Source organism: Nocardioides sp. YR527, from assembly GCF_900101045.1.
Taxonomy (GTDB): Bacteria; Actinomycetota; Actinomycetes; order Propionibacteriales; family Nocardioidaceae; genus Nocardioides.
Genome location: NZ_FNFN01000003.1, coordinates 276,276 through 296,676, shown reverse-complemented (window position 1 = coordinate 296,676; position 20,401 = coordinate 276,276). Strand labels below are relative to the sequence as shown.

General features: G+C 68.9%; 20 protein-coding genes. 9 read left to right on the top strand and 11 right to left on the bottom strand.

Going from position 1 to position 20,401, the window contains the following annotated elements; translation table 11 throughout:
* The first annotated feature begins 62 nt into the window (after positions 1 to 62).
* Positions 63 to 947 (top strand): RNA polymerase sigma factor SigJ, encoded by an 885-nt coding sequence (sigJ, locus tag BLT25_RS10000; protein WP_091045026.1) that lies wholly within the window; start codon positions 63 to 65, stop codon positions 945 to 947.
* 5 nt (positions 948 to 952) lie between these two features.
* Here sigJ and BLT25_RS09995 read toward each other — a convergent pair whose 3' ends face one another.
* Complete coding sequence (locus tag BLT25_RS09995; protein WP_143033699.1) at positions 953 to 1,393, bottom strand: hypothetical protein; 441 nt, start codon at positions 1,391 to 1,393, stop codon at positions 953 to 955.
* A 170-nt stretch (positions 1,394 to 1,563) separates the two neighbouring features.
* Positions 1,564 to 1,878, bottom strand: coding sequence for a hypothetical protein (locus BLT25_RS09990; protein ID WP_143033698.1), 315 nt, complete (start codon positions 1,876 to 1,878; stop codon positions 1,564 to 1,566).
* Positions 1,879 to 2,025: 147 nt separating this feature from the next.
* On the opposite strand from BLT25_RS09990, the gene BLT25_RS09985 reads away from it, so the two are divergent.
* From BLT25_RS09985 to BLT25_RS09975, 3 genes are all read left to right on the top strand, one after another.
* Entirely contained in the window at positions 2,026 to 2,787 is a 762-nt protein-coding gene (locus BLT25_RS09985) for a DUF3109 family protein (protein ID WP_091045020.1), read from the top strand.
* A gap of 88 nt (positions 2,788 to 2,875) precedes the next feature.
* Positions 2,876 to 3,532, top strand: coding sequence for a VOC family protein (locus BLT25_RS09980; RefSeq protein WP_091045019.1), 657 nt, complete (start codon positions 2,876 to 2,878; stop codon positions 3,530 to 3,532).
* A gap of 119 nt (positions 3,533 to 3,651) precedes the next feature.
* The gene (locus BLT25_RS09975) at positions 3,652 to 4,242 is read left to right on the top strand and encodes a class I SAM-dependent methyltransferase (RefSeq protein WP_256328532.1); all 591 of its coding nucleotides are present in this window, start codon (positions 3,652 to 3,654) and stop codon (positions 4,240 to 4,242) included.
* Positions 4,243 to 4,251: 9 nt separating this feature from the next.
* Here the strand turns inward: BLT25_RS09975 and BLT25_RS09970 are convergent, their stop codons facing one another.
* Positions 4,252 to 5,091, bottom strand: a complete 840-nt coding sequence (locus BLT25_RS09970) for a LysR family transcriptional regulator (protein ID WP_091045017.1) — start codon at positions 5,089 to 5,091, stop codon at positions 4,252 to 4,254.
* Positions 5,092 to 5,191: 100 nt separating this feature from the next.
* Between BLT25_RS09970 and BLT25_RS09965 the strand changes: the two genes are divergently transcribed.
* Positions 5,192 to 5,923: an SDR family oxidoreductase gene (locus BLT25_RS09965; RefSeq protein ID WP_091045015.1), complete on the top strand. Its 732-nt coding sequence runs from the start codon at positions 5,192 to 5,194 to the stop codon at positions 5,921 to 5,923.
* A 101-nt stretch (positions 5,924 to 6,024) separates the two neighbouring features.
* On the top strand, positions 6,025 to 6,789 hold the full coding sequence (locus tag BLT25_RS09960; RefSeq protein WP_091045014.1) for a M15 family metallopeptidase: 765 nt from the start codon (positions 6,025 to 6,027) through the stop codon (positions 6,787 to 6,789).
* Positions 6,790 to 6,797: 8 nt separating this feature from the next.
* On the opposite strand, the gene BLT25_RS09955 is transcribed toward BLT25_RS09960, so the two are convergent.
* Complete coding sequence (locus BLT25_RS09955) at positions 6,798 to 7,958, bottom strand: NAD(P)/FAD-dependent oxidoreductase (protein WP_091045012.1); 1,161 nt, start codon at positions 7,956 to 7,958, stop codon at positions 6,798 to 6,800.
* Between the two features lie 28 nt (positions 7,959 to 7,986).
* Positions 7,987 to 9,024, bottom strand: coding sequence for a LacI family DNA-binding transcriptional regulator (locus tag BLT25_RS09950; protein ID WP_091045009.1), 1,038 nt, complete (start codon positions 9,022 to 9,024; stop codon positions 7,987 to 7,989).
* A 225-nt stretch (positions 9,025 to 9,249) separates the two neighbouring features.
* Between BLT25_RS09950 and radA the strand changes: the two genes are divergently transcribed.
* On the top strand, positions 9,250 to 10,635 hold the full coding sequence (gene radA / locus BLT25_RS09945; protein WP_091045006.1) for a DNA repair protein RadA: 1,386 nt from the start codon (positions 9,250 to 9,252) through the stop codon (positions 10,633 to 10,635).
* Positions 10,636 to 10,723: 88 nt separating this feature from the next.
* A complete protein-coding gene (gene disA, locus BLT25_RS09940) occupies positions 10,724 to 11,806 on the top strand; it encodes a DNA integrity scanning diadenylate cyclase DisA (RefSeq protein ID WP_091045003.1) in 1,083 nt (360 codons plus the stop codon).
* A gap of 140 nt (positions 11,807 to 11,946) precedes the next feature.
* Here the strand turns inward: disA and BLT25_RS09935 are convergent, their stop codons facing one another.
* Entirely contained in the window at positions 11,947 to 12,606 is a 660-nt protein-coding gene (locus tag BLT25_RS09935; protein WP_091045000.1) for a hypothetical protein, read from the bottom strand.
* Positions 12,607 to 12,746: 140 nt separating this feature from the next.
* Between BLT25_RS09935 and BLT25_RS09930 the strand changes: the two genes are divergently transcribed.
* The gene (locus BLT25_RS09930) at positions 12,747 to 13,619 is read left to right on the top strand and encodes an HhH-GPD family protein (protein WP_371113336.1); all 873 of its coding nucleotides are present in this window, start codon (positions 12,747 to 12,749) and stop codon (positions 13,617 to 13,619) included.
* A 144-nt stretch (positions 13,620 to 13,763) separates the two neighbouring features.
* Here the strand turns inward: BLT25_RS09930 and BLT25_RS09925 are convergent, their stop codons facing one another.
* From BLT25_RS09925 to BLT25_RS09905, 5 genes are all read right to left on the bottom strand, one after another.
* Positions 13,764 to 16,349, bottom strand: coding sequence for an ATP-dependent Clp protease ATP-binding subunit (locus BLT25_RS09925; protein WP_091044995.1), 2,586 nt, complete (start codon positions 16,347 to 16,349; stop codon positions 13,764 to 13,766).
* Between the two features lie 217 nt (positions 16,350 to 16,566).
* Positions 16,567 to 16,890 carry a histone-like nucleoid-structuring protein Lsr2 gene (locus BLT25_RS09920; protein ID WP_091044993.1) on the bottom strand — a complete coding sequence of 108 codons (324 nt, stop codon included), beginning with the start codon at positions 16,888 to 16,890 and terminating at the stop codon, positions 16,567 to 16,569.
* Between the two features lie 120 nt (positions 16,891 to 17,010).
* On the bottom strand, positions 17,011 to 17,793 hold the full coding sequence (locus BLT25_RS09915) for a type III pantothenate kinase (protein WP_091044990.1): 783 nt from the start codon (positions 17,791 to 17,793) through the stop codon (positions 17,011 to 17,013).
* An 11-nt stretch (positions 17,794 to 17,804) separates the two neighbouring features.
* The gene (nadC, locus tag BLT25_RS09910; protein ID WP_091044988.1) at positions 17,805 to 18,734 is read right to left on the bottom strand and encodes a carboxylating nicotinate-nucleotide diphosphorylase; all 930 of its coding nucleotides are present in this window, start codon (positions 18,732 to 18,734) and stop codon (positions 17,805 to 17,807) included.
* On the bottom strand, positions 18,734 to 20,395 hold the full coding sequence (locus BLT25_RS09905) for an L-aspartate oxidase (RefSeq protein ID WP_091044987.1): 1,662 nt from the start codon (positions 20,393 to 20,395) through the stop codon (positions 18,734 to 18,736). Before BLT25_RS09905 ends, nadC begins: the two co-directional genes overlap by 1 nt.
* Between the last annotated feature and the right edge of the window lie 6 nt (positions 20,396 to 20,401).

The following is a 20,401-nucleotide window of genomic DNA, read 5'->3' as shown; positions in this document are numbered from 1 at the left end:
CTCACAGATCGGGTCGCTGTTTCGTCGGATCGGTTGTAGACATGCAGACCGAAGGAGCCGCCATGACCGACCCGCACCTCGCCGAGGTGATCGGCGAACGCCGCCAGCTGATCAACCTCGCCTACCGTCTGCTCGGCTCGCTCGCCGAGGCCGAGGACGTGACGCAGGAGACCTACACCCGCTGGTACGCCCTCTCCGACCGGCAACGGGACGCGATCGAGAACCCCGGCGCCTGGATGACGACGGTCGCCAGCCGGATCTGCCTCGATCTGCTCGGCTCGGCGCGCGCCCGGCGGGAGCAGTACGTCGGCGACTGGATCCCGGAGCCGGTGCCCGGCGGCTGGCTCGACGGAACCGAGTCGGCGCCTGCCGACCCCGCCGACCGGGTCACCCTCGACGAGTCGATCAGCATGGCCTTCCTGGTGGTGCTCGACTCGATGACCCCCGCCGAGCGGGTCTCCTTCGTCCTGCACGACATCTTCCGCTACACCTTCAACGAGATCGCCGACGTCGTCGGACGCACTCCGGCCGCCTGTCGCCAGCTCGCCTCCAGCGCACGCCGCCGCATCGACACCTCCCGGGACCCGTCGATCGCCGAGCGTGCCGACCTGGTCCGAGGCTTCAAGGAGGCGTGGGAGTCCCGCGACATCGAGGCTCTCGTCGGACTCCTCGACCCGTCGGCGGTCGCCACCGCCGACGGCGGCGGCCTGGCCCTGGCCTTCCTCGAACCGATCAGCGGCGCCGAGCGGATCGCCGACGCCTGGATGGAGATCGCCGGCCGCGCCCCGGCGGTGACGCTGCAGGAATGCGTGGTCAACGGTCAGCCCGGCCTGATCGGACAGCTCGACGGCGCCACCATCTCCGTCTACGCCTTCGACATCGCCGACGGTCGCATCACCCGCATCTGGGCCGTACGCAACCCCGAGAAGCTCGGTCCGTGGGCCTAATCACGTCAGGAGTCTGCCGAGCGTTCGCGCATCAGTCTGAAGACGTCTTGGGCACTGACAGCAGCCTCGAATGGCCCGAAGTACCGCTGAAACACCTCGCGCCGGCGAACGAAGTCCGCGAGCAACTCCTCAACCAACGTGCCGTCTTCGATGCCGAATCGCCTCTTCCCCGTGGGGTCGAAGATCTTCGCCGTGCCCACACGGGCGAAGGCGTCGAACAGTTGACTAATCTCGGAGACAACATCAGCCGGGTTGGTGAACGACACTCGTATCCCAACCGAGGGGGCAGGCATGTCGACCTCCGGGTCGATCCAATGACACCGCCCTCGCAGCACCAGGTAATGCTCTCCTCGCCTCTCAGCACCGATGTCCAGCAGAGCTGAGACGTACGCATCAGAGGTTCCGGCGGCAGGAACAAGCTGATACACGGCGGATTCGACGCCCATCACGACACCCTTCGCTCGGCTTGCAGCCAGTGGGCGATCCTGAGACTGATCGCCTTCGTAGTAGAGCACCCATCGACGCCAGCCTTGTGAAAGTTTCACAAAGCTGGACCCTCTGCCGTAGCCGTCCGCACCTCAGGCTCAGCAGTCACCCAGGCACTTCAGTAGCGGAGTCAACGCAAGGGCTGCCACTCCGACCATTCGAACCCGACGCCAAGAGCAACCATGAAGTCCTCTGGGGTCGAGACTGCATCGGCAGCGACCGCGAGGCTGAGAAGGCTGGGTGAGTTGTCGCCGCTACCGATCATCGCGACCTCACCCGACGCCACTTGAAAGGCAGCGACTTCGACCTGAAGACCATCGAAATCCACGAGTTCGAACGTGAGCCCAGCAGCCGTCAGATCGGCCTTATGGACGTTGAATGCCGCGACTTCTCCCCACCTCAGGTGGTCAACGTCTGCCCACGACAATGCGACCACTCGACTCACGAGGACTCCTTACGCCGCCTCACATGCGGACTGCGCGCCCAATCTACGTCTGGTACGCCTGAGGATGCGCAGACCGACGTTACCGGCGTCGCGTACTCAGAGCGCAGCCATGCTGGCTGCGTGCTCTCGGCAACGTAGGCTTGCGAGGTGCCTGAGGTACCCCTGGATTTCCCGCGTGCGTGGGTGGAGTTCGTCAATCCCGACGACACCGACGAGCGGATGCGATGTGACCTGACCTGGTTGACGTCGGCGTACTCCTGCATCTTCGGCAACGGCTGCCCGGGGATGTTCACGAGCTCGCCGGACGTGGGGTGCTGCACGCTGGGAGCGCACTTCGCGGACGAGGAGGACGAGGCCCGGACGGCGGGGTTCGTCGGCAAGCTGACCCCTGACCTGTGGGAGCAGCACCCCGGTCGCGAGGTGCAGACCGACGACTGGGTCGAGCTCGACGACGAGGGCGAGCGCAAGACCCGGGTGAGCGACTTCCGTGGGCAGGAGTCGTGCGTGCTGGCCAACCGCCCTGACTTCCCCGGCGGCGCCGGCTGCGCGCTCCATATCCTCGCCCAGGCCGAGGGCCGCGAGCACTTCGAGACGAAGCCGGACGTGTGCTGGCAGCTGCCGATCCGGCGTACGTTCCGCGACGTCGAGCTCACCGACGGGACGACCTACACCGAGGTGACGATCACGGAGTACGACCGGCGCGGCTGGGGTCCGGGCGGCCATGACCTGGACTGGTACTGCTCCGGCAACACCGAGGCCCACGTGGCCGTGGAGCCCGTCTACCTCACCAACCAGGCCGAGCTGACCGAGCTGATGGGCAAGGCGGCGTACGCCGAGCTCGTCCGCCATTGCGAGGCGCACATCCGGTCGAGGTCGGCCCTGGCCCTCCATCCCGCCAGCCCGCGCTGACCGAGACAGAACCCCAGGGTGTATCTCGACATCAAGAGATAGTGACCCTGGATTGGTCTCTCTCTCAGCGAGAGTTCAGAATCGTTACATGCGCCTGGACCATGTTTCGTACGCTGCAGGACCCGATGGCTTGGTACAGACCGCCAAGCAGCTCGGCGAGCTGCTCGGCCAGGAGTTCGTCGACGGCGGCGTGCACCCCCGCTTCGGCACCCGCAACTACATCCTCCCGATGCGCGGCGGCCTCTACCTCGAGGTCGTCGAGGCACTCGAGCACCCGGCCAGCGACAAGGCCCCGTTCGGGCAGGCCGTCAAGGCCCGCTCCGCCCTGGGTGGCGGCTGGATCGGCTTCGTGATCGGCGTCGACGACATGACCCCGATCGAGGAGCGGCTCGGCCGCAAGGCGGTTCCCGGCAACCGTCACCTCCCCGACGGTCGCGAGCTCCACTGGCAGCAGATCGGCATCAACGGCCTGATCGCCGACCCGCAGCTCCCCTACTTCATCAAGTGGGAGACTCCCGACCTCCACCCCGGCAACGCCGGCTCCGACATCACCCTCACCGACCTGGAGATCTCCGGCGACCCCGAGCGGGTCAAGGACTACCTCGGCGATGAGCTGAAGGAGCGGGTCGACCCGTGGACCGGCAAGCCCGCCGAGAACGTCCACATCGACTGGGTCGCCGAGCACGGTACCCCCGGCCTGCTGGCCGCCAAGTTCGTGACGCCGCGCGGCGAGGTTCGGATCTGAGCAGGGTCGACCTGCCCGGGGCGACGGGCGCGATCCCGAGCCCGAACATCTGGAACCACACCGCGACGTACGAGATCGAGAACCGCGCCCTCGACCCGCACGGGCGGCTCTGGGCCGCCATGGCCGAGACCGCGCCGTGGGCCGAGCGCGACGTGCTCGACCTGGGCTGCGGGACCGGCTTCTACCTGCCGAAGTTCGCCGAGACCGCCCGCAGCGTCACCGGCATCGAGCCCCATCCGGATCTGGTGACGTTGGCCCGGCGGCGTACGAAGCGACTCCCGAACGTCACCGTCCACAACGGGATCGCGCAGCAGCTCCCGCTGCCGTCGGCCTCCGTCGACGTGATGCACGCCCGCTGGGCCTACTTCTTCGGCCCGGGCTCCGAGCCGGGGCTGGGCGAGCTCGACCGGGTGATGCGACGCGGCGGTGTGGCGATGGTGATCGACAACGACGGCTCCCGGTCGAGCTTCGGCGCGTGGTTCCGCCGCGGCTACCCGAAGGTCCCGCCGCCGGAGGAGCAGGAGCGGTTCTGGTCGATGCACGGCTGGACGCGGGTCCCCGTCGAGATGGACTGGTCGTTCGCCTCCCGCGCGGACCTGGAGTCGGTCGTACGCATCGAGTTCGACCCCGCCACGGCCGCCGCGATCCTGGCGGAGCACGAGGGGACGTACGTCGACTACGCCGTCAACCTCTGGCGGAAGACCTTCTGATCAGCAGGGCTAGAGCCGGGTCGCGGTCCGGACGAGGGCGGCCAGGGCGAGCGAGCGGCTGTGCGGCGGCCAGGCGATGACCGTGGTGACCTCGGGAGCGTCGAGTACCGGGACGGTGGCGATGCCGTGGTGCTGCTCGGCACGCGCGGACTCCGGCAGGACCGCGTACGCCCGGCCGAGCCCGATCAGCTGGTAGAGCTGCGTCGAGTCGCGGACCTCCGGACCGGCACCGCCGGTCTTGCCGCCCGACGGCCAGCGCATCGGCGGGACGTCGGGGATGTCGTCGAGGTCGGGCAGCCGCAGGTGTGAACGGGTCGCCCACGGATGGCCGGAGGGCAGCACCGCGACCTGTCCCTCGGTGACCAGGTCCTCGCTGTCGAGCCCGTCGGTCGAGTCGAAGGGCCGATGCAGGAGTGCCACGTCGGCACGGCCGTCGCGCAGGTGCGGCCCCTGCTCTCCGATGCCGCAGAGGGTGACCTCGACCTTCACCGAACCGGGCTCGGCGGCGTACGCGTCCAGCAGCTTGGTCAGCAGCTCGGTCGCGGCGCCGGCCTTCGAGACGAGGACCAGCCCGGGCTCGTCGTCGCTTCCCGCGGCCCGGCGGGTGCGGCGCTCGGCGGCATCGACCGCGTCGAGCGCGGTCCGAGCCTCGGCCAGGAGCACCCGGCCGGCATCGGTCAGCGAGACGCCGCGGCTGTTGCGCTCCAGAAGCGGCCCACCGAGGCGTCGCTCGAGCTGGCTGATCGCGCGCGACAGCGGCGGCTGGGCGATCCCGAGACGCGCCGCCGCGCGGCTGAAGTGCAACTCCTCGGCGACCGCGACGAAGTAGCGAAGCTCCCGGGTCTCCATGGCTTCAACCCTACTCCGACCAGGAAACATACCTGAGCGGTATAGGCGGCCACCGAGGTGATATTGGAGTGTTCCGCGGTCGCTGGCCAGGCTGGACGACATGAGCGAAAAGACGATCGCGCTGGTCACCGGCGCCAACAAGGGAATCGGCTACGAGATCGCCGCGGGCCTCGGCGCACGCGGCTGGAAGGTCGGTGTCGGCGCCCGCGACGACGGCCGCAGGGAGGCCGCGGTGGAGAAGCTGCGGGCCAACGGCGTCGACGCCTTCGGGGTGCCGTTGGACGTGACCGACGACGCCGGCGTCGCGGCCGCGGCCCGGCTGATCGAGGAGGAGCACGGCCGCCTGGACGTACTCGTCAACAACGCCGGTGTCACCGGCGGCATGCCGCAGAACCCGACCGAGGTCTCGATCGACCAGATGCGGGTCGCGGTCGAGACCAACGTCTTCGGAGTGGTCCGGGTCATCAACGCGATGCTGCCGCTGCTCCGGCGCTCCGCCTCGCCGCGGATCGTCAACATGTCGAGCGGCGTCGGCTCCCTCGCCCGGCAGACGGCGTCGGACGACCCGCTGGCCGTGGGGCCGATCTCGGGGGCGTACAGCCCGACGAAGACCTACCTCAACGCCGTCACGATCCAGTACGCCAAGGAGCTGCGTGACACGAACATCCTGATCAACCTCGGCTGCCCCGGGTTCGTGGCCACCGACCTGAACGGCTTCCGCGGCGTACGCACTCCCGAGGAGGGCGCCCGGATCGCGATCAGCCTCGCGACCCTGCCCGACGACGGCCCGACCGGCGGTTACTTCGAGGACGCCGGCCTCATTCCCTGGTGATTACATTCACGCGAAATCCAAGTACACGACGTCAAAGAAGGCCACTCTAGGGAGCGACTCGGGTCCTCTCGGACCTCTCGGAAAGATAAGGAGCTCCACAGATGCGCCTCACATCACGTCCCGGGCGTCGCCTCGGCACGGTCATCGGTTCTCTCCTCGTCACGTTGGCGACCAGCCTGGTCGCCATCACCTCCACGGCCGCCCCCGCCCACGCCGACGCCTGCTACACCTGGAGCGGCACCCTGCAGCAGGGGTCCACGGGCAACGCGGTCACCCAGCTGCAGATCCGCGTCGCCGGATGGGCGGCCTCCGGCACGATCTTCTCGATCGACGGGTCCTACGGCCCGGCGACGACCACCGCGGTCCGCAACTTCCAGGCCGCCTACGGCCTCTCGGCCGACGGGGTCGCGGGGACGAACACGTTCAACAAGATCTACGCACTCCAGGACGACGACTGCACCCCGATCCACTTCGCCTGGAGCGAGGTCGACGACGTCTGCTACGGCGGCTGGCCCACGCCGATCTCCGGGGTGACGGTCGCCCAGGTCAAGGCCAACCTCATGCAGGCGATGTGGCGGGCCGAGGCCATCCGGCACCGGCTCGGCGACAACCCGCTGCGGGTGACCTCGGCCTACCGCTCGAGGGCGTGCAACGACGCCGTCGGCGGCGCCTCCAACAGCAACCACCTCTACGGCCGGGCCATGGATCTGGTGCCCGGCAGCAGCGCGACGACCATGTGCGGCATCGCGCGTGCCTCACGCCAGTCGTTCCCGCAGGTGCTCGGGCCGGGCTACCCCGACCACAGCGACCACATCCACCTCGGCATCCAGTCGAGCGTGTTCCACAGCGCCTCGCAGTGCTTCTGAGGCCCTGATCAGGACAGATCGGTGAGCTGGTCGGGATCGGCATCGGTCCCGACCAGCTCGCGGAGCCTGTCGTTGACGTCCCAGATCCCGACGTTCATCCCGGCGGTGACGGTCCGGCCGCGCTGCCAGTAGGCGATGAACTCGTCACCCTCGGTGTCGCCACGGAGCAGCACCTCGTCCTCGGGCGCGGAACGGCCGACGTACTCCATCGAGAACTCGAACTGGTCGGTGAAGAAGTAGGGCTGCCAGTCGTAGGCGCCGTCCTTGCCCAGCATCGACCGGGCCGCCAGCCGGCCCTGCTTGATCGCGTTGTCCCAGTGCTCGACCCGCAGCGGGCCGAGCACGGTGTGCTTCGCGAGCGCGACGTCGCCCGCCGCGAAGACCCGAGGATCAGACGTACGCAGCCGCTCGTCGACCACGATGCCGTCGCCGACCTCGAGGCCGGCGTCAGCAGCCAGCGCCGTGGCCGGTGCCGCACCGACCGCGACCAGGACGATGTCGGCGGGGATCTCGCCTTCGCTGGTGCGTACGGCTCCCGGCTCGATCGACTCGACGGTCGTCCCGGAGTGGATCTCGACGCCATGGCGGACGTGGAGGTCGGCGACATGCTCGGCGAGGACCGGGCCGAGGACGTTGAGGAGCGGCTGCGCGGCCGCCTCGAGCACGACCGCCTTCCCGCCGAGCGCGGTCACCGAAGCGGCGACCTCGAGCCCGATCCAGCCACCACCGACCGCGACGACCCTGGTGCCGGGGTCGATCGCGTCCTTGAGACGGCGGGCGTCCTCGACGGTGCGGAGGGTCGTCGCATTCACGATGCCGGGGATCGGGGGCGTCTTCGGCTCGGCGCCGGTCGCCAGGAGCAGCGTTCCGAAGGAGAGCTCATCGCCGTTGTCGAGCGTGACGGTCCCAGCGTCCAGGTTCAGGGCGGTCGCGGTGGTGCCGGTGAGGACGGTGACGTCCTTCTCGGCGAACCACGCCTCGTCGTGGGAGAGCTTGAACTCCTTGGCGCCGGAGAGGAAGTCCTTGGAGAGCTGCGGTCGTTCGTAGGGCAGCTCCGGCTCCTTCCCCACCAGGGTCAGGCTGCCGGCGTACCCCTCGTCGCGAAGCGCTTCGATGGCGCTGACCGCCGCGAGACCAGCACCGATGACGACGATGTTCTCAGTTCCCATGAGGCCATCGTCGCGCGGATCGGCTCTTCTATGAAGACCCTCGCACCGTCAGGACGGGTTTCAGCATCACGCCGGGCGCGGCGTAGGACGGGGTGGCGAGCAGCTCCTCGAGCGCCTTGACCAGCTCGCGCGCGGCCTCCTCAAGCGGAGGACGTACGGACGTGATGCCCGGCGGCACCGTCTGCGCGACCTGGGAGTCGTCGAAGCCCACGACCGCGATGTCCTCACCGAGGCGGAGCCTTCTTTCGAACAGGGAGTGGAGCACGCCCATCGCGAGCGTGTCGGAGGCGCAGACGAGCGCGGTGGGCTCGGTCTCGTCGAGGATCGCGTCGGCGGCGGCCTTGCCCGAGCCGATCGAGTCCTCGGTGCGCGAGGCCAGGCCGGTGGTCGAGAGGCCGTGGGTGTGCATCGCGTGGATCCAGCCGCTTCGTCGCTCCTCACCGAGGAGCGAGTCCTTGTGCCAGCCGATCCAGGCGATCTTCGAGTGACCGCGCTCGATCAGGTGCTCCGTGGCGATCTCGGCGCCGTAGGCGAGGTCGACGTCGACCCAGGGATGCTTGGCGTCGGGCTGGGTCCACGGACGCCCGAAGGAGACGAATCTTGCTCGCCGGGACTGCAGCCAGGTCGTCTGCTGTCCGCCGAGGTGGGTGTCGGTCACGACGAACGCGTCGACCGCGGTCGACCGGAGCAGCTCGTCGTAGCCGTCGAGCGGGTCGGCGGGGTCACCGTAGAAGAGGAGTACGTGGTAGCCGGTCTCGGCCGCGGCCTCGACGAAGGTGTGCACGAACCGGTCCATCATCGCGTTGGCCGTGCCCTCCTGGAGGGCGGGCATCCGCAGGCCGATCAGATGGCTCGCTCTGGTCCGGAGGCTCCGGGCGGCGCGGTTGGGCTGGTAGCCCAGCTTGTCGATCGCGTCCTGCACCCTGGCCAAGGTGTCGGCGCGCAGCAGATCGGGGTTGTTGACCGCGTTGGAGACCGTCTGGCGGGACACGCCGGCCAGCTCAGCGACGTCCGCCAGCGTCGGCGGAGCGGCCGAGATATGACCGCCGGAACGCGGCACCGCCACGCTCTGCCTCCCTTGATGCCGACGTGGAACTCTGGATCGTTCCAAGCCATGGTAACGACTGCTGGTCGCTTGGGATGCTTTCGCCCCTATGTCGGTCTCGACCCGCTTCGCGGGTTCGCTTCGCTCACCCGGCTGCGCTCGCTCGACCTTCTCCCGTTGCGCCCCCGCTCGTTCCTCGCGGCGACGCAGGCTCGAATGTCGGTGCCGTGCTCTAGGTTGCTGGCCATGGCTACCGCTCGTTCGTCCAAACGCGCCACCTACCGCTGCTCCGAGTGCGGCTGGGAGACCGGGAAGTGGGTCGGTCGCTGTGGCGAGTGCCAGGCGTGGGGTTCGGTCGCCGAGGCGGCCACCCCGATCGGACGTACGCAGGCGGCCCCCGTCTCGACCGCGGCGGTGCCGATCGGGACCGTGTCGGTGACCGAGTCGGAACGGCGTACGTCGGGAGTGCCGGAGCTCGACCGGGTCCTCGGCGGCGGGCTGGTGCCGGGAGCGGCGATCCTGCTGGCCGGCGAGCCGGGTGTCGGGAAGTCGACGCTGCTGCTGGAGGTGGCGGCACAGACGGCTCGCTACGGGCGCCGGGCGCTGTACGTGACCGGCGAGGAGTCCGCCTCGCAGGTGCGTCTCCGGGCCGACCGGACCAACGCGATCCAGGACGAGCTCTACCTCGCCGCCGAGACGGATCTCGGTGCCGTGCTCACCCACATCGAGGAGACCCGGCCCGACCTGATCGTGGTCGACTCCGTGCAGACCATCGGCGCCTCCGGCGTCGAAGGCGTTCCCGGTGGCGTGACCCAGGTGCGCGAGGTGGCGGCGGCGCTGATCCGGGTGGCCAAGACCCGCAACATCACGACCGTCGTGGTCGGCCACGTGACCAAGGACGGGGCGATCGCCGGGCCGCGGGTGCTGGAGCACCTGGTCGACGTGGTCCTCCACTTCGAGGGCGCGCGCGACTCACGGTTCCGGATGGTGCGGGCGATGAAGAACCGCTTCGGCCCGGTCGACGAGGTGGGCTGCTTCGACCTGTCCTCGGACGGCATCGTGGCGGTCACCGACCCCTCGGGACTCTTCGTGGAGACCCATCACGTCTCGGTCCCCGGCACGTGCGTCACCGTGACGATGGAGGGTCGCCGGCCGCTGCTCGCCGAGATCCAGGCGCTGACCGTGCTGGGCGCGGAGGAACGGGCGAAGCGTACGACCTCGGGGTTGGACGGCTCCCGGCTCGCGATGATCCTCGCCGTGCTGCAACGGCACGCGAAGGTCGGCCTCTCCGGTCGCGACGTGTTCGCCTCGACCGTCGGCGGGGCCCGGATCAGCGATCCGGCCGCCGACCTGGCCATGGCGCTCGCGGTCGCCTCGAGCCACACCGGCACACCGACGCCACGCGGGGTGGTCGCGCTCGGCGAGATCGGTCTCGCCGGCGAGCTGCGTCGGGTGCGAGATCTCGACCAGCGACTCTCCGAGGCTGCGCGGCTCGGGTTCACCGTCGCCGTCGTCCCGGCGGACCCAGGGGCGCCAGTGCCCAACCGTCCGAATGAGCGCGAAGTCGACGGGATGCGTGTCTTTGAGGTGCACAGCATCAGTGCCGCGCTGGAATTCCTACGCTTGGTGTGATCGGCTTGGTGACTCGTGGCCGAACGTTCTCGGCGTTACGGTTGGATCCACGGCTAGAATCACCCCATCCCACTCCGAAAGGAATCCCGTGCCCGCCGACCGCACCGCGGACTCCATCCGACTGCGCGAGACGCTCGCTCTGATCGCGCCCGGGACACCGCTGCGTGACGGGCTCGAACGCATCCTTCGCGGCCGCACCGGCGCGCTGATCGTGCTCGGTCACGACAAGATGGTCGATGAGATAGCGACCGGTGGCTTCACCCTCGAGGTGCCGTTCACCTCCACCGGCCTGCGTGAGCTCGCCAAGATGGACGGGGCGATCATCGTCGACGACTCGCTGAGCCGCATCGTGCAGGCCGCCGTCCACCTGATGCCCGACCACACCATCCCCTCGACCGAGACCGGCACCCGGCACCGCACCGCCGACCGGGTCGCGAAGCAGACCGGTCACCCGGTGATCTCGGTGTCCCAGTCGATGCAGATCATCGCTGCGTACGTCGGGGAGACCCGCCACGTCCTGGAGGACTCCGGCCAGATCCTCTCCCGCGCCAACCAGGCGCTGGCGACCCTGGAGCGCTACAAGCTGCGCCTCGACGAGGTGGCCTCGACCCTGTCGGCGCTCGAGATCGAGGATCTGGTGACCGTGCGCGACGTGGCCGTCGTCGCCCAGCGTCTGGAGATGGTCACCCGCATCGCCCGCGAGATCGAGGACTACGTGCTCGAGCTCGGCACCGACGGCCGGCTGCTGTCCCTCCAGCTCGAGGAGCTCATCACCGGCGTCGACGCCGAGCGCGAGATGGTCATCCGCGACTACCTCCCCCGCGGCAGGCGCGCGCGTTCGCCCGAGGAGCTGCTGGCCGAGCTCGAGGCGCTCAACTCCGCCGAGCTCGTCGACCCCGCCGCCACCGCCCGGGTCCTGGGCCTGACCACCTCGGACGCGTTGGATGGCGCCGTAGCCCCACGCGGCTACCGCCTCCTCGCCAAGGTCCCCCGCCTCCCACCCGCCGTCGTCGACCGCCTCGTCGACCACTTCGGCACACTCCAGAAGCTCCTCTCCGCCAGCGTCGACGACCTCCAGGCCGTCGAAGGCGTCGGCGAGCTCCGCGCCCGCTCCGTACGCGAAGGCCTCTCCCGCCTCGCCGAGTCCACCATCCTCGAGCGCTACGTCTGACCCTGCCGAGGCGTCAGCCAGGTCGGCCGAAACGTCAGGTACGTCGGCCGAGTCGGCAGCCAGTGGCGTCTCGGCCGACGCGAGCGACGTCTCGGCCGACGCAGGTGACGTCTCGGCCGACGGGGGTGACGCCTCGGCGGCTAGTTGGCCGGGGAGTCGGGTTCCGTACGCGACAGGGCGGTGCCCGGCTTGTAGAGGCCGAAGGTGGCCGATGACGGTTCGCCACCGAGGGCGGCGGCGACGATCACGAAGAAGTTCGGCTTCACCCACGGGCCGTGACCGGTGCACTCGCCCGCGACGACACGTCGGCCGCTCCAGGTCAGGGGCAGCGTGGTGACGACGTCGCGGCGTGCGACGATCTCCCTGGTCGGCACGGCCTTGGGGCAGTCGACCGTCGACCAGACCAGGTCGCCGCCCTTCTGCGAGATCCGCACCTGGAGCGCGTCCGCGGACAGCTTCCAGGTGCACGCAGACGACTTCACGGTGCGCAGCTGCAGCGGGATGGTGACGTTGTCGTAGGAGTAGGCGTCGGTGACGGCCGGCTCGACGACGATGTCGGAGGGCGAGCACTCGCCGGTCGGCTCCGGCGGCGCGCTGCTCTGCGGCTTCTTGGGCTTGTCGGGCTTGTTGCCGCCCGCGTTGCCTGCTTCCTTCGACGGCTTCGCACTGGGTGTCGGCGTGACCGTCACGGTCGCCGTCGGTTCGTCGGCCACGGGCGTTGCGGTGTCGTCCGGCTCGTCGGAACCGTTGATGAAGAACCGCGAGATCCCGACGATCAGGAGCAGGACGATACTGAACACCGCAAGCCGCCGGCGCCAGTAGACCGAGGCCGGTAGCCGTCCTCCAGTCCTTCTCGCACGGGCCATAGGCGACACCGTAATGATTCGGTGTGCAGGTTTCGGGGTGCCACTCCGTGGCAATACCTGTCGCACGGCACAATCTGGGTGTGACAGTTCTCCACGACGCCGTCCTGGACTGGTACGACGCCAACGCCCGCGACCTCCCATGGCGCTCCGCGACCGCGACTCCGTGGTCGGTGATGGTCAGCGAGTTCATGCTCCAGCAGACCCCGGTCTCCCGCGTACTCCCGGTCCACGAGGCCTGGATGGAACGCTGGCCGACGCCGGCCGACCTGGCCGCCGAGCCGACCGGAGAGGCCGTACGCGCCTGGGGCCGCCTCGGCTACCCCCGCCGGGCCCTGCGGCTGCACGCGGCCGCCACCGCGATCGTCGGGGATCACGACGGCGAGGTGCCGGACTCCTACGACGAGCTCATCGCGCTCCCCGGTGTCGGCGACTACACCGCGGCCGCGATCGCGACCTTCGCCTACGGCAAGCGGCACGTGGTCCTCGACACGAACGTACGCCGCGTCTTCGCCCGGACGCTGAGCGGCGTCGAGTTCCCCGCACAGTCGGTGAACAAGGCCGAGCGCGAGCTCGCCGCCGGCGTACTCCCGCCGGACGAGCCGACCGCCGCCACCTGGTCGGTCGCGGTCATGGAGCTCGGCGCCCTCGTCTGCACCGCGGCCAACCCGTCCTGCGCCCGATGCCCGGTCGCGGACCAGTGCGCCTGGCGCGCCGCCGGCCACCCGGCATACGACGGCCCTCCTCGTAAGGTCCAGACCTGGGCCGGCACCGACCGCCAGTGCCGCGGCCGCCTGATGGCCGTTCTCCGCGACGCCGACTCCCCCGTCCACCGCAGCCGTCTCGACGTCGTCTGGTCCGACGAAACCCAGCGACAACGTGCCCTGGAAGGCCTCCTGAAAGACAATCTGGCCACCGAGGTGGAACCGGACTTCTTCGCCCTCCCCTAACCAGCCGCCGAAACCGCAGAAATGGCGGACGAAACTCTACTTTCGTCCGCCACAACTAACGACTCGGCCGCCAATTCTGCCTACTCGGAAAAGGCAGCGCCCCGGCCACTACGGCCGGGGCGCTGCTTTGTTGCTTTTGTCGGACTACTCGGAATCCGGCATGGGCTTCTCGATGTTGGTCGGCTCGTCCTGGTCGGGGAGCTCGATATCGGAGACGGTCGCACCCTCCAGCGGAGGTACGTCCGGGACGACGGAGCGCTTCTGGCCCGTGAAGGTGAACTGCGCGGCAGGACCCTCGCCGTCGACGTCGACCAGCACGATCTCACCGGGGCCGATGTCGCCGTAGAGCATCTTCTCGGCGAGCACGTCCTCGAGCTCGCGCTGGACCGTGCGGCGCAGCGGTCGAGCACCCAGGACCGGGTCGAAGCCGCGCTCGGCGAGCACCTTCTTCGCCGCCGTGGTGAGCTCGATGCCCATGTCGCGGTCCTTGAGACGGATCTCGACGGCCGCGATCATGTTGTCGACCATCGCGATGATCTGCTCCTGCGACAGCGGCGGGAACACGATGACCTCGTCGACACGGTTGAGGAACTCAGGCCGGAAGTGCTGCTTGAGCTCGTCGGAGACCTTGGCCTTCATCCGGTCGTAGGAGCCCGCGGCGTCGCTGGCCTGGGAGAAGCCCAGGTTGACCGACTTCGCGATGTCCCTCGTGCCGAGGTTGGTGGTCATGATGATGACGGTGTTCTTGAAGTCGACCACGCGGCCCTGGGAGTCGGTCAGGCGACCTTCCTCCAGGATCTGCAGCAGCGAGTTGAAGATGTCCGGGTGGGCCTTCTCGACCTCGTCGAAGAGGACCACGGAGAACGGCTTGCGGCGCACCTTCTCGGTGAGCTGGCCACCCTCCTCGTAGCCGACGTAGCCCGGAGGCGAACCGAAGAGCCGCGAGACGGTGTGCTTCTCGCCGAACTCCGACATGTCGAGCTGGATCAGCGCGTCCTCGTCGCCGAAGAGGAACTCGGCGAGCGTCTTGGACAGCCAGGTCTTACCGACACCGGAGGGACCGGCGAAGATGAACGAACCGCCGGGGCGCTTCGGGTCCTTCAGGCCGGCACGGGTGCGTCGGATGGCACGGGACAGGGCCTTGACCGCCTCGTCCTGGCCGATGACGCGCTTGTGGAGCTCGTCCTCCATACGCAGCAGTCGCGCGGACTCCTCCTCGTTGACCTGCACGATCGGGATCCCGGTCGCGACGGCGAGGACCTCGGCGATGAGCTCCTCATCCACCTCGGCGACCTCGTCCATGTCGCCGGCACGCCAAGCCTTCTCACGCTCGGCCTTCTTGGCGATGAGCTGCTTCTCCTCATCGCGCAGACGGGCCGCCGCCTCGAAGTCCTGGCCGTCGATCGCGGCCTCCTTGCGCTGGCGCACGTCGGCGATCTTGTCGTCGTACTCCCGCAGGTCGGCGGGGGCCGTCATCCGGCGGATGCGCAGGCGCGAGCCGGCCTCGTCGATCAGGTCGATCGCCTTGTCCGGCAGGAACCGGTCGGAGATGTAGCGGTCGGCCATGGTGACCGCAGCGACCAGGGCCTCGTCGGTGATCGTGACCCGGTGGTGGGCCTCGTAACGGTCGCGGATGCCCTTGAGCATCTCGATCGCGACCGCGATCGTCGGCTCCGGAACCTGGATCGGCTGGAAACGACGCTCGAGAGCGGCGTCCTTCTCGAGGTACTTCCGGTATTCGTCCAGCGTCGTCGCACCGATGGTCTGCAGCTCACCGCGAGCCAGCATCGGCTTCAGGATGCTCGCCGCGTCGATCGCGCCCTCGGCCGCACCGGCACCGACGAGCGTGTGGATCTCGTCGATGAACAGCACGATGTCGCCGCGGGTCTTGATCTCCTTGAGCACCTTCTTCAGGCGCTCCTCGAAGTCACCGCGGTAACGCGAACCCGCCACCAGCGCGCCCAGGTCGAGCGTGTAGATCTGCTTGTCCTTGAGCGTCTCGGGGACGTTGCCCTTGACGATGTCCTGGGCCAGCCCCTCGACGATCGACGTCTTGCCGACGCCGGGCTCGCCGATCAGGACCGGGTTGTTCTTCGTACGCCTCGACAGCACCTGCATCACGCGCTCGATCTGGCCTTCGCGACCGATGATCGGGTCGAGCTTGCCCTCGCGGGCGTCCTGGGTCAGGTTGCGGCCGAACTGGTCGAGCACGAGGCTGGAGGACGGCGCCTCGGTCGAGGTGGTGCCGGTCGACGCGGTGGCGCCGGAGGTGCCGGCCTGACCCTCCTTGCCCTGGAATCCCGAGAGCAGCTGGATGACCTGCTGGCGGACCCGGTTGAGGTCGGCGCCGAGCTTCTGCAGCACCTGGGCGGCGACGCCCTCACCCTCGCGGATGAGGCCGAGCAGGATGTGCTCGGTGCCGATGTAGGAGTGACCGAGCTGCAGCGCCTCGCGCAGGGACAGCTCGAGCACCTTCTTGGCACGCGGCGTGAACGGGATGTGCCCGGACGGTGCCTGCTGGCCCTGGCCGATGATCTCCTCGACCTGGTTGCGCACCGCCTCGAGCGAGATGTCGAGGGACTCGAGGGCCTTGGCAGCGACGCCTTCGCCCTCGTGGATCAGGCCGAGCAGGATGTGCTCGGTCCCGATGTAGTTGTGGGAGAGCATGCGGGCCTCTTCCTGGGCCAGCACGACCACCCGGCGGGCTCGGTCAGTGAACCGCTCGAACATGTACGCATCTCTCCTAAGAATTCTGGGGCGTCACCAAGATTCAACCCCGCAGACAGCCTACGCGTTCCCGACAACACAACGCGATCCGTGCGCTGAGAGCGAACACGCGTTCCGTAGGCCGGACAGACGCCTCTGCAGAGCCGACCTCACACAAAAGGCGGCTGCCGCGCCCCGGAGGGCGCGGCAGCCGGACGTTCGGTGCGGTCAGACCAGTTTGTCAGTGAGCCGCTTCGAAAGCCGCACGGACCTCGGCCGGAATGCGACCGCGGTCGGGAACGGTGTAACCGTTGGCCTTCCCCCACTCGCGCATCACCTTCGGGGTAGAGCCACCGGCGGCGGGCGCCTTCTTGGCACCGCCGCGACGGCCGCTCACCTTCTGGGCGTGACCGACGAAGAGCGCGAGAGAATCACGAAGCTTTGCCGCATTGGCATCGCTGAGATCAATCTCGTAGGACGTGCCGTCCAGGGCAAAAGACACCGTCTCCGCAGCTTCCGAGCCATCGATGTCATCCTCGAGGATGATCTGAACCTTCTTAGCCATGTTCCTACCTTCACTGCTCTTCACCCGGAAACGGGTCGAATATCGCCATCGCCGTAAAGCGAGATGCCCATAGCATTACATACGATCCGGATGAATCAACAGGTCGCCATACTGAAATGACTAACGAATGGCATTTCGCTGGAATATGAGTTCCAGTCCTTGCATCGTCAGCCACGGAGAATGCAACGAGAAACATTTACTCTCGTCGAGAACGAACTCCGCCAGATAGCCGGTCGCAATCACCGTCACTTCGTCGGCGGAGACACCCAGCTCGGCGATGATCCGAGCGACCAGACCCTCGACCTGCGCGGCGACTCCGTAGACCATTCCGGACTGCAGCGCTTCGACCGTGTTCTTGGCGATCACCGACCGCGGCCGAGCGAGCTCGACCTTGCGCAGCTGCGCACCACGCCGCCCCAGTGCCTCCAGCGACAGCTCGATCCCGGGCAGGATCGCGCCACCGACGTACTGTCCGGCGGCGTTGACCACGTCGAAGGTCGTCGCCGTGCCACGGAAGTCGACCACGATCACCGGACCACCGTGGAGCGCCACGGCCGCGACGGCGTTGGCGATCCGGTCGGTGCCGACCTCGCGCGGGTTGTCCATGAGGATCGGGATGCCGGAGCGTACGCCCGGCTCGACCACGACGCTCTCGACCGAGTCGAGATGGCGGGCGATCATCTCGCGCCACTCGTGCAGGACCGAGGGCACCGTCGCACACACCACGACACCGGAGACGCCCGCCACCAACGAATCACCCATGGTCCCCCGCAGCAGTGCCCACCATTCGTCGGCGGTGCGGTGCTCGAGCGTGGAGACCTTCCATTCCGCGGACACCACGCCATCGGCGATCAGCCCGAGACCCGTGTGGCTGTTACCGATGTTGACGGCGAGCAGGGACATGGCGGGTGGCCTCAGCCCTCGGACAGGTCGAAGCCGATGTCGAAGACCTTCACCGAGTGGGTCAGCGCACCGACGGAGAGATAGTCGACACCGGTCTCGGCGACCTCGCGAGCCCGGTCGAGGGTCAGCCCACCGGAGGCCTCGAGCACGGCACGTCCGGCGGTGATCTCGACGGCCTCCTTCATCGTCGTGGTCGACATGTTGTCGAGCATGATCCGGCCGCAACCGGCGGCGAGCAGCGCCTCGAGCTCCTCGAGCGTGGTCACCTCGACCTCGATCGGCACGTCCGGGTAGGCGAACTTCACGGCCTCGTAGGCCTGCACCGCGCCACCGGCGGCGACGATGTGGTTGTCCTTGACCAGCGCCATGTCGGAGAGCGACATCCGGTGGTTGGCACCGCCGCCGCAGCGCACGGCGTACTTCTCCAGGGACCTGAAGCCCGGAAGGGTCTTGCGGGTGTCGAGGACCTGCGCGCCGGTGCCCTCCAAGGCTTCAGTCCAGGCCGCGACACCGGTGGCGACGCCGGAGAGGTGGGAGGCGTAGTTGAGCGCCGTACGCTCCGCGGTCAGCAGCCCGCGGGTCGGCCCGGCGATCCGCATGATGACGTCCCCGGCCTTCACCTTGGAGCCGTCCTTGACGCGGTCGGTCACCGTGACCGAGTCACCCATGACGTACGCGAAGACGAGCTCGGCCACGCCGAGGCCGGCCACGACGCCGTCCTCCCGAGCGGCGAAGACGCCGATCCCGGTCGAGTCGGGGGCGATGGTCGCCACCGAGGTGACGTCCTCGCTGGGCATCTCACCGGGTGCGGACGTGGGCAGGTCCTCGTCGAGAGCGAGCTCAACGGCGTCGTAGACCTCGCCGGCGTCCAGGCCGGCCTTGGTCAGCTCGTCGCGCAGCGACTGCGGGATCTCGTCGAAGGGCACGCGTCGGATGGTCATCAGGCTCCTGCCATGGTTGTGGTCTTCGGGTCTGTCGCCGGGGCCGGGGTGAAGCTGGCGACAGTCTCGCCGTCCCGGAGTCTCAGGTCGAAATGGCCGGCGAACCCGGCGTCGTCACGCTCGGCGAAGTCTTCGCGCCAGTGGGACCCGCGGGTCTCCTCTCGCAGCAGCGCCGACTTCGCCAGCGCGAGCGAGACGGTCAGCAGGTTGGTCGCCTCCCAGGCGGCTGGGTCGATCTCGGTCGCCGGGGTGTCACCGAGCTGCTCGAGCTCGTCGATCGCCTCGGCGAGGCCGGTCGCGTTGCGGAGGACTCCGACCTTGGTCGTCATCGTCTCCTGCAGCTGCTTGAGCGCCGCGCCCGGGACGAGCGGGCGCCCGGCGCCGAGGCCGGGGGCCGGATCCTCCAACTGGCGCAGCTCGCCGGGCAGGACCTCGGCGATCCGCCGCGAGAAGACCAGCCCTTCGAGCAGCGAGTTGGAGGCGAGCCGGTTGGCGCCGTGGACGCCGCTGCAGGCGACCTCGCCGGTGGCGTAGAGCCCGGGCACGTCCGAACGGCCCCACAGGTCGGTGCGTACGCCGCCCGAGGCGTAGTGGCACGCCGGGGCGACTGGGATCAGGTCGACGGAGGGGTCGACGCCGTGCTGCTTGCAGGAGGCGAGGATGTTGGGGAACCGCCTCTCCCAGAACTCACGACCGAGGTGGCGGGCGTCGAGCCACATGTTGGGGTGGCCGGTCTCGAGCATCCGCTTCATGATCGCCTTGGAGACGATGTCGCGCGGAGCCAGGTCGCGGAGCTCGTGCACGCCCTCCATGAGCCGAGCCCCGTCCCAGTCCACCAGGAAGGCGCCCTCGCCGCGTACGGCCTCGGAGATCAGCGGCTGCTGGCCGCGGGAGTCCTCACCGAGGTACATCACCGTGGGGTGGAACTGGACGAACTCCAGGTCGCGCAGCGTCGCACCGGCCCGCAGCGCGATCGCCATCCCGTCGGCGGTGGCGACGGCGGGGTTGGTGGTCTGGGAGAAGACCTGGCCGAGGCCGCCCGAGGCGAGGACCACTGCCCGAGTACGCACGATCCCGACGCCGTCGGCATCGCCCTCGCCCATCACGTGGATGGTCAGGCCCGCCACGCCGCCGTCGGTGGCGGTCAGCAGGTCGACGACCATGGCGTGCTCGAAGACCAGGATCTCGGGAGCCCGCCGGACCGCCTCCATCAGCGCGCGCTGGATCTCGGCACCGGTCGCGTCGCCGTCGGCATGCGCGATCCGGTCGCGGCGGTGGCCGCCCTCGCGGGTGAGCGACAGGTTGCCGTCCGGGTCCTTGTCGAAGTCGGCGCCCCACTCGATCAGCTCACGGACCGCCTCGGCGCCCTCGCCGACCAGGACGCGTACGGCCTCCAGGTCGCACGCGCCGGCGCCGGCCACGAGGGTGTCGACCTCGTGCTGAGCCGGGGTGTCACCCTCGCCGAGAGCCGCAGCGATTCCGCCCTGGGCCCATTGCGTCGACCCTGCCTTGAGCTCGTCCTTGGTGACGACGGCGACCCGCTCGACCTGGTCCTTCAGCCGCAGTGCCGCGGTCAGTCCGGCGATCCCCGAGCCCACCACGATCACGTCCGCCCACTCGGTCCAGCCCGGATCGCGGGCGGAGAGCAGCTGCATGTTCATAGCCGC

What these genes read in the sequence shown, in the direction of transcription:
- BLT25_RS09920 (WP_091044993.1), bottom strand. Translation starts at nt 16,890, where the DNA reads ATGGCTAAGAAGGTTCAGATCATCCTCGAGGATGACATCGATGGCTCG.
- BLT25_RS09995 (WP_143033699.1), bottom strand. Translation starts at nt 1,393, where the DNA reads ATGGGCGTCGAATCCGCCGTGTATCAGCTTGTTCCTGCCGCCGGAACC.
- radA (WP_091045006.1), top strand. Translation starts at nt 9,250, where the DNA reads ATGGCTACCGCTCGTTCGTCCAAACGCGCCACCTACCGCTGCTCCGAG.
- BLT25_RS09925 (WP_091044995.1), bottom strand. Translation starts at nt 16,349, where the DNA reads ATGTTCGAGCGGTTCACTGACCGAGCCCGCCGGGTGGTCGTGCTGGCC.
- BLT25_RS09975 (WP_256328532.1), top strand. Translation starts at nt 3,652, where the DNA reads ATGGCCGAGACCGCGCCGTGGGCCGAGCGCGACGTGCTCGACCTGGGC.
- sigJ (WP_091045026.1), top strand. Translation starts at nt 63, where the DNA reads ATGACCGACCCGCACCTCGCCGAGGTGATCGGCGAACGCCGCCAGCTG.
- BLT25_RS09980 (WP_091045019.1), top strand. Translation starts at nt 2,876, where the DNA reads ATGCGCCTGGACCATGTTTCGTACGCTGCAGGACCCGATGGCTTGGTA.
- BLT25_RS09955 (WP_091045012.1), bottom strand. Translation starts at nt 7,958, where the DNA reads ATGGGAACTGAGAACATCGTCGTCATCGGTGCTGGTCTCGCGGCGGTC.
- nadC (WP_091044988.1), bottom strand. Translation starts at nt 18,734, where the DNA reads ATGACCATCCGACGCGTGCCCTTCGACGAGATCCCGCAGTCGCTGCGC.
- BLT25_RS09905 (WP_091044987.1), bottom strand. Translation starts at nt 20,395, where the DNA reads ATGAACATGCAGCTGCTCTCCGCCCGCGATCCGGGCTGGACCGAGTGG.
- BLT25_RS09965 (WP_091045015.1), top strand. Translation starts at nt 5,192, where the DNA reads ATGAGCGAAAAGACGATCGCGCTGGTCACCGGCGCCAACAAGGGAATC.
- BLT25_RS09960 (WP_091045014.1), top strand. Translation starts at nt 6,025, where the DNA reads ATGCGCCTCACATCACGTCCCGGGCGTCGCCTCGGCACGGTCATCGGT.
- BLT25_RS09970 (WP_091045017.1), bottom strand. Translation starts at nt 5,091, where the DNA reads ATGGAGACCCGGGAGCTTCGCTACTTCGTCGCGGTCGCCGAGGAGTTG.
- BLT25_RS09915 (WP_091044990.1), bottom strand. Translation starts at nt 17,793, where the DNA reads ATGTCCCTGCTCGCCGTCAACATCGGTAACAGCCACACGGGTCTCGGG.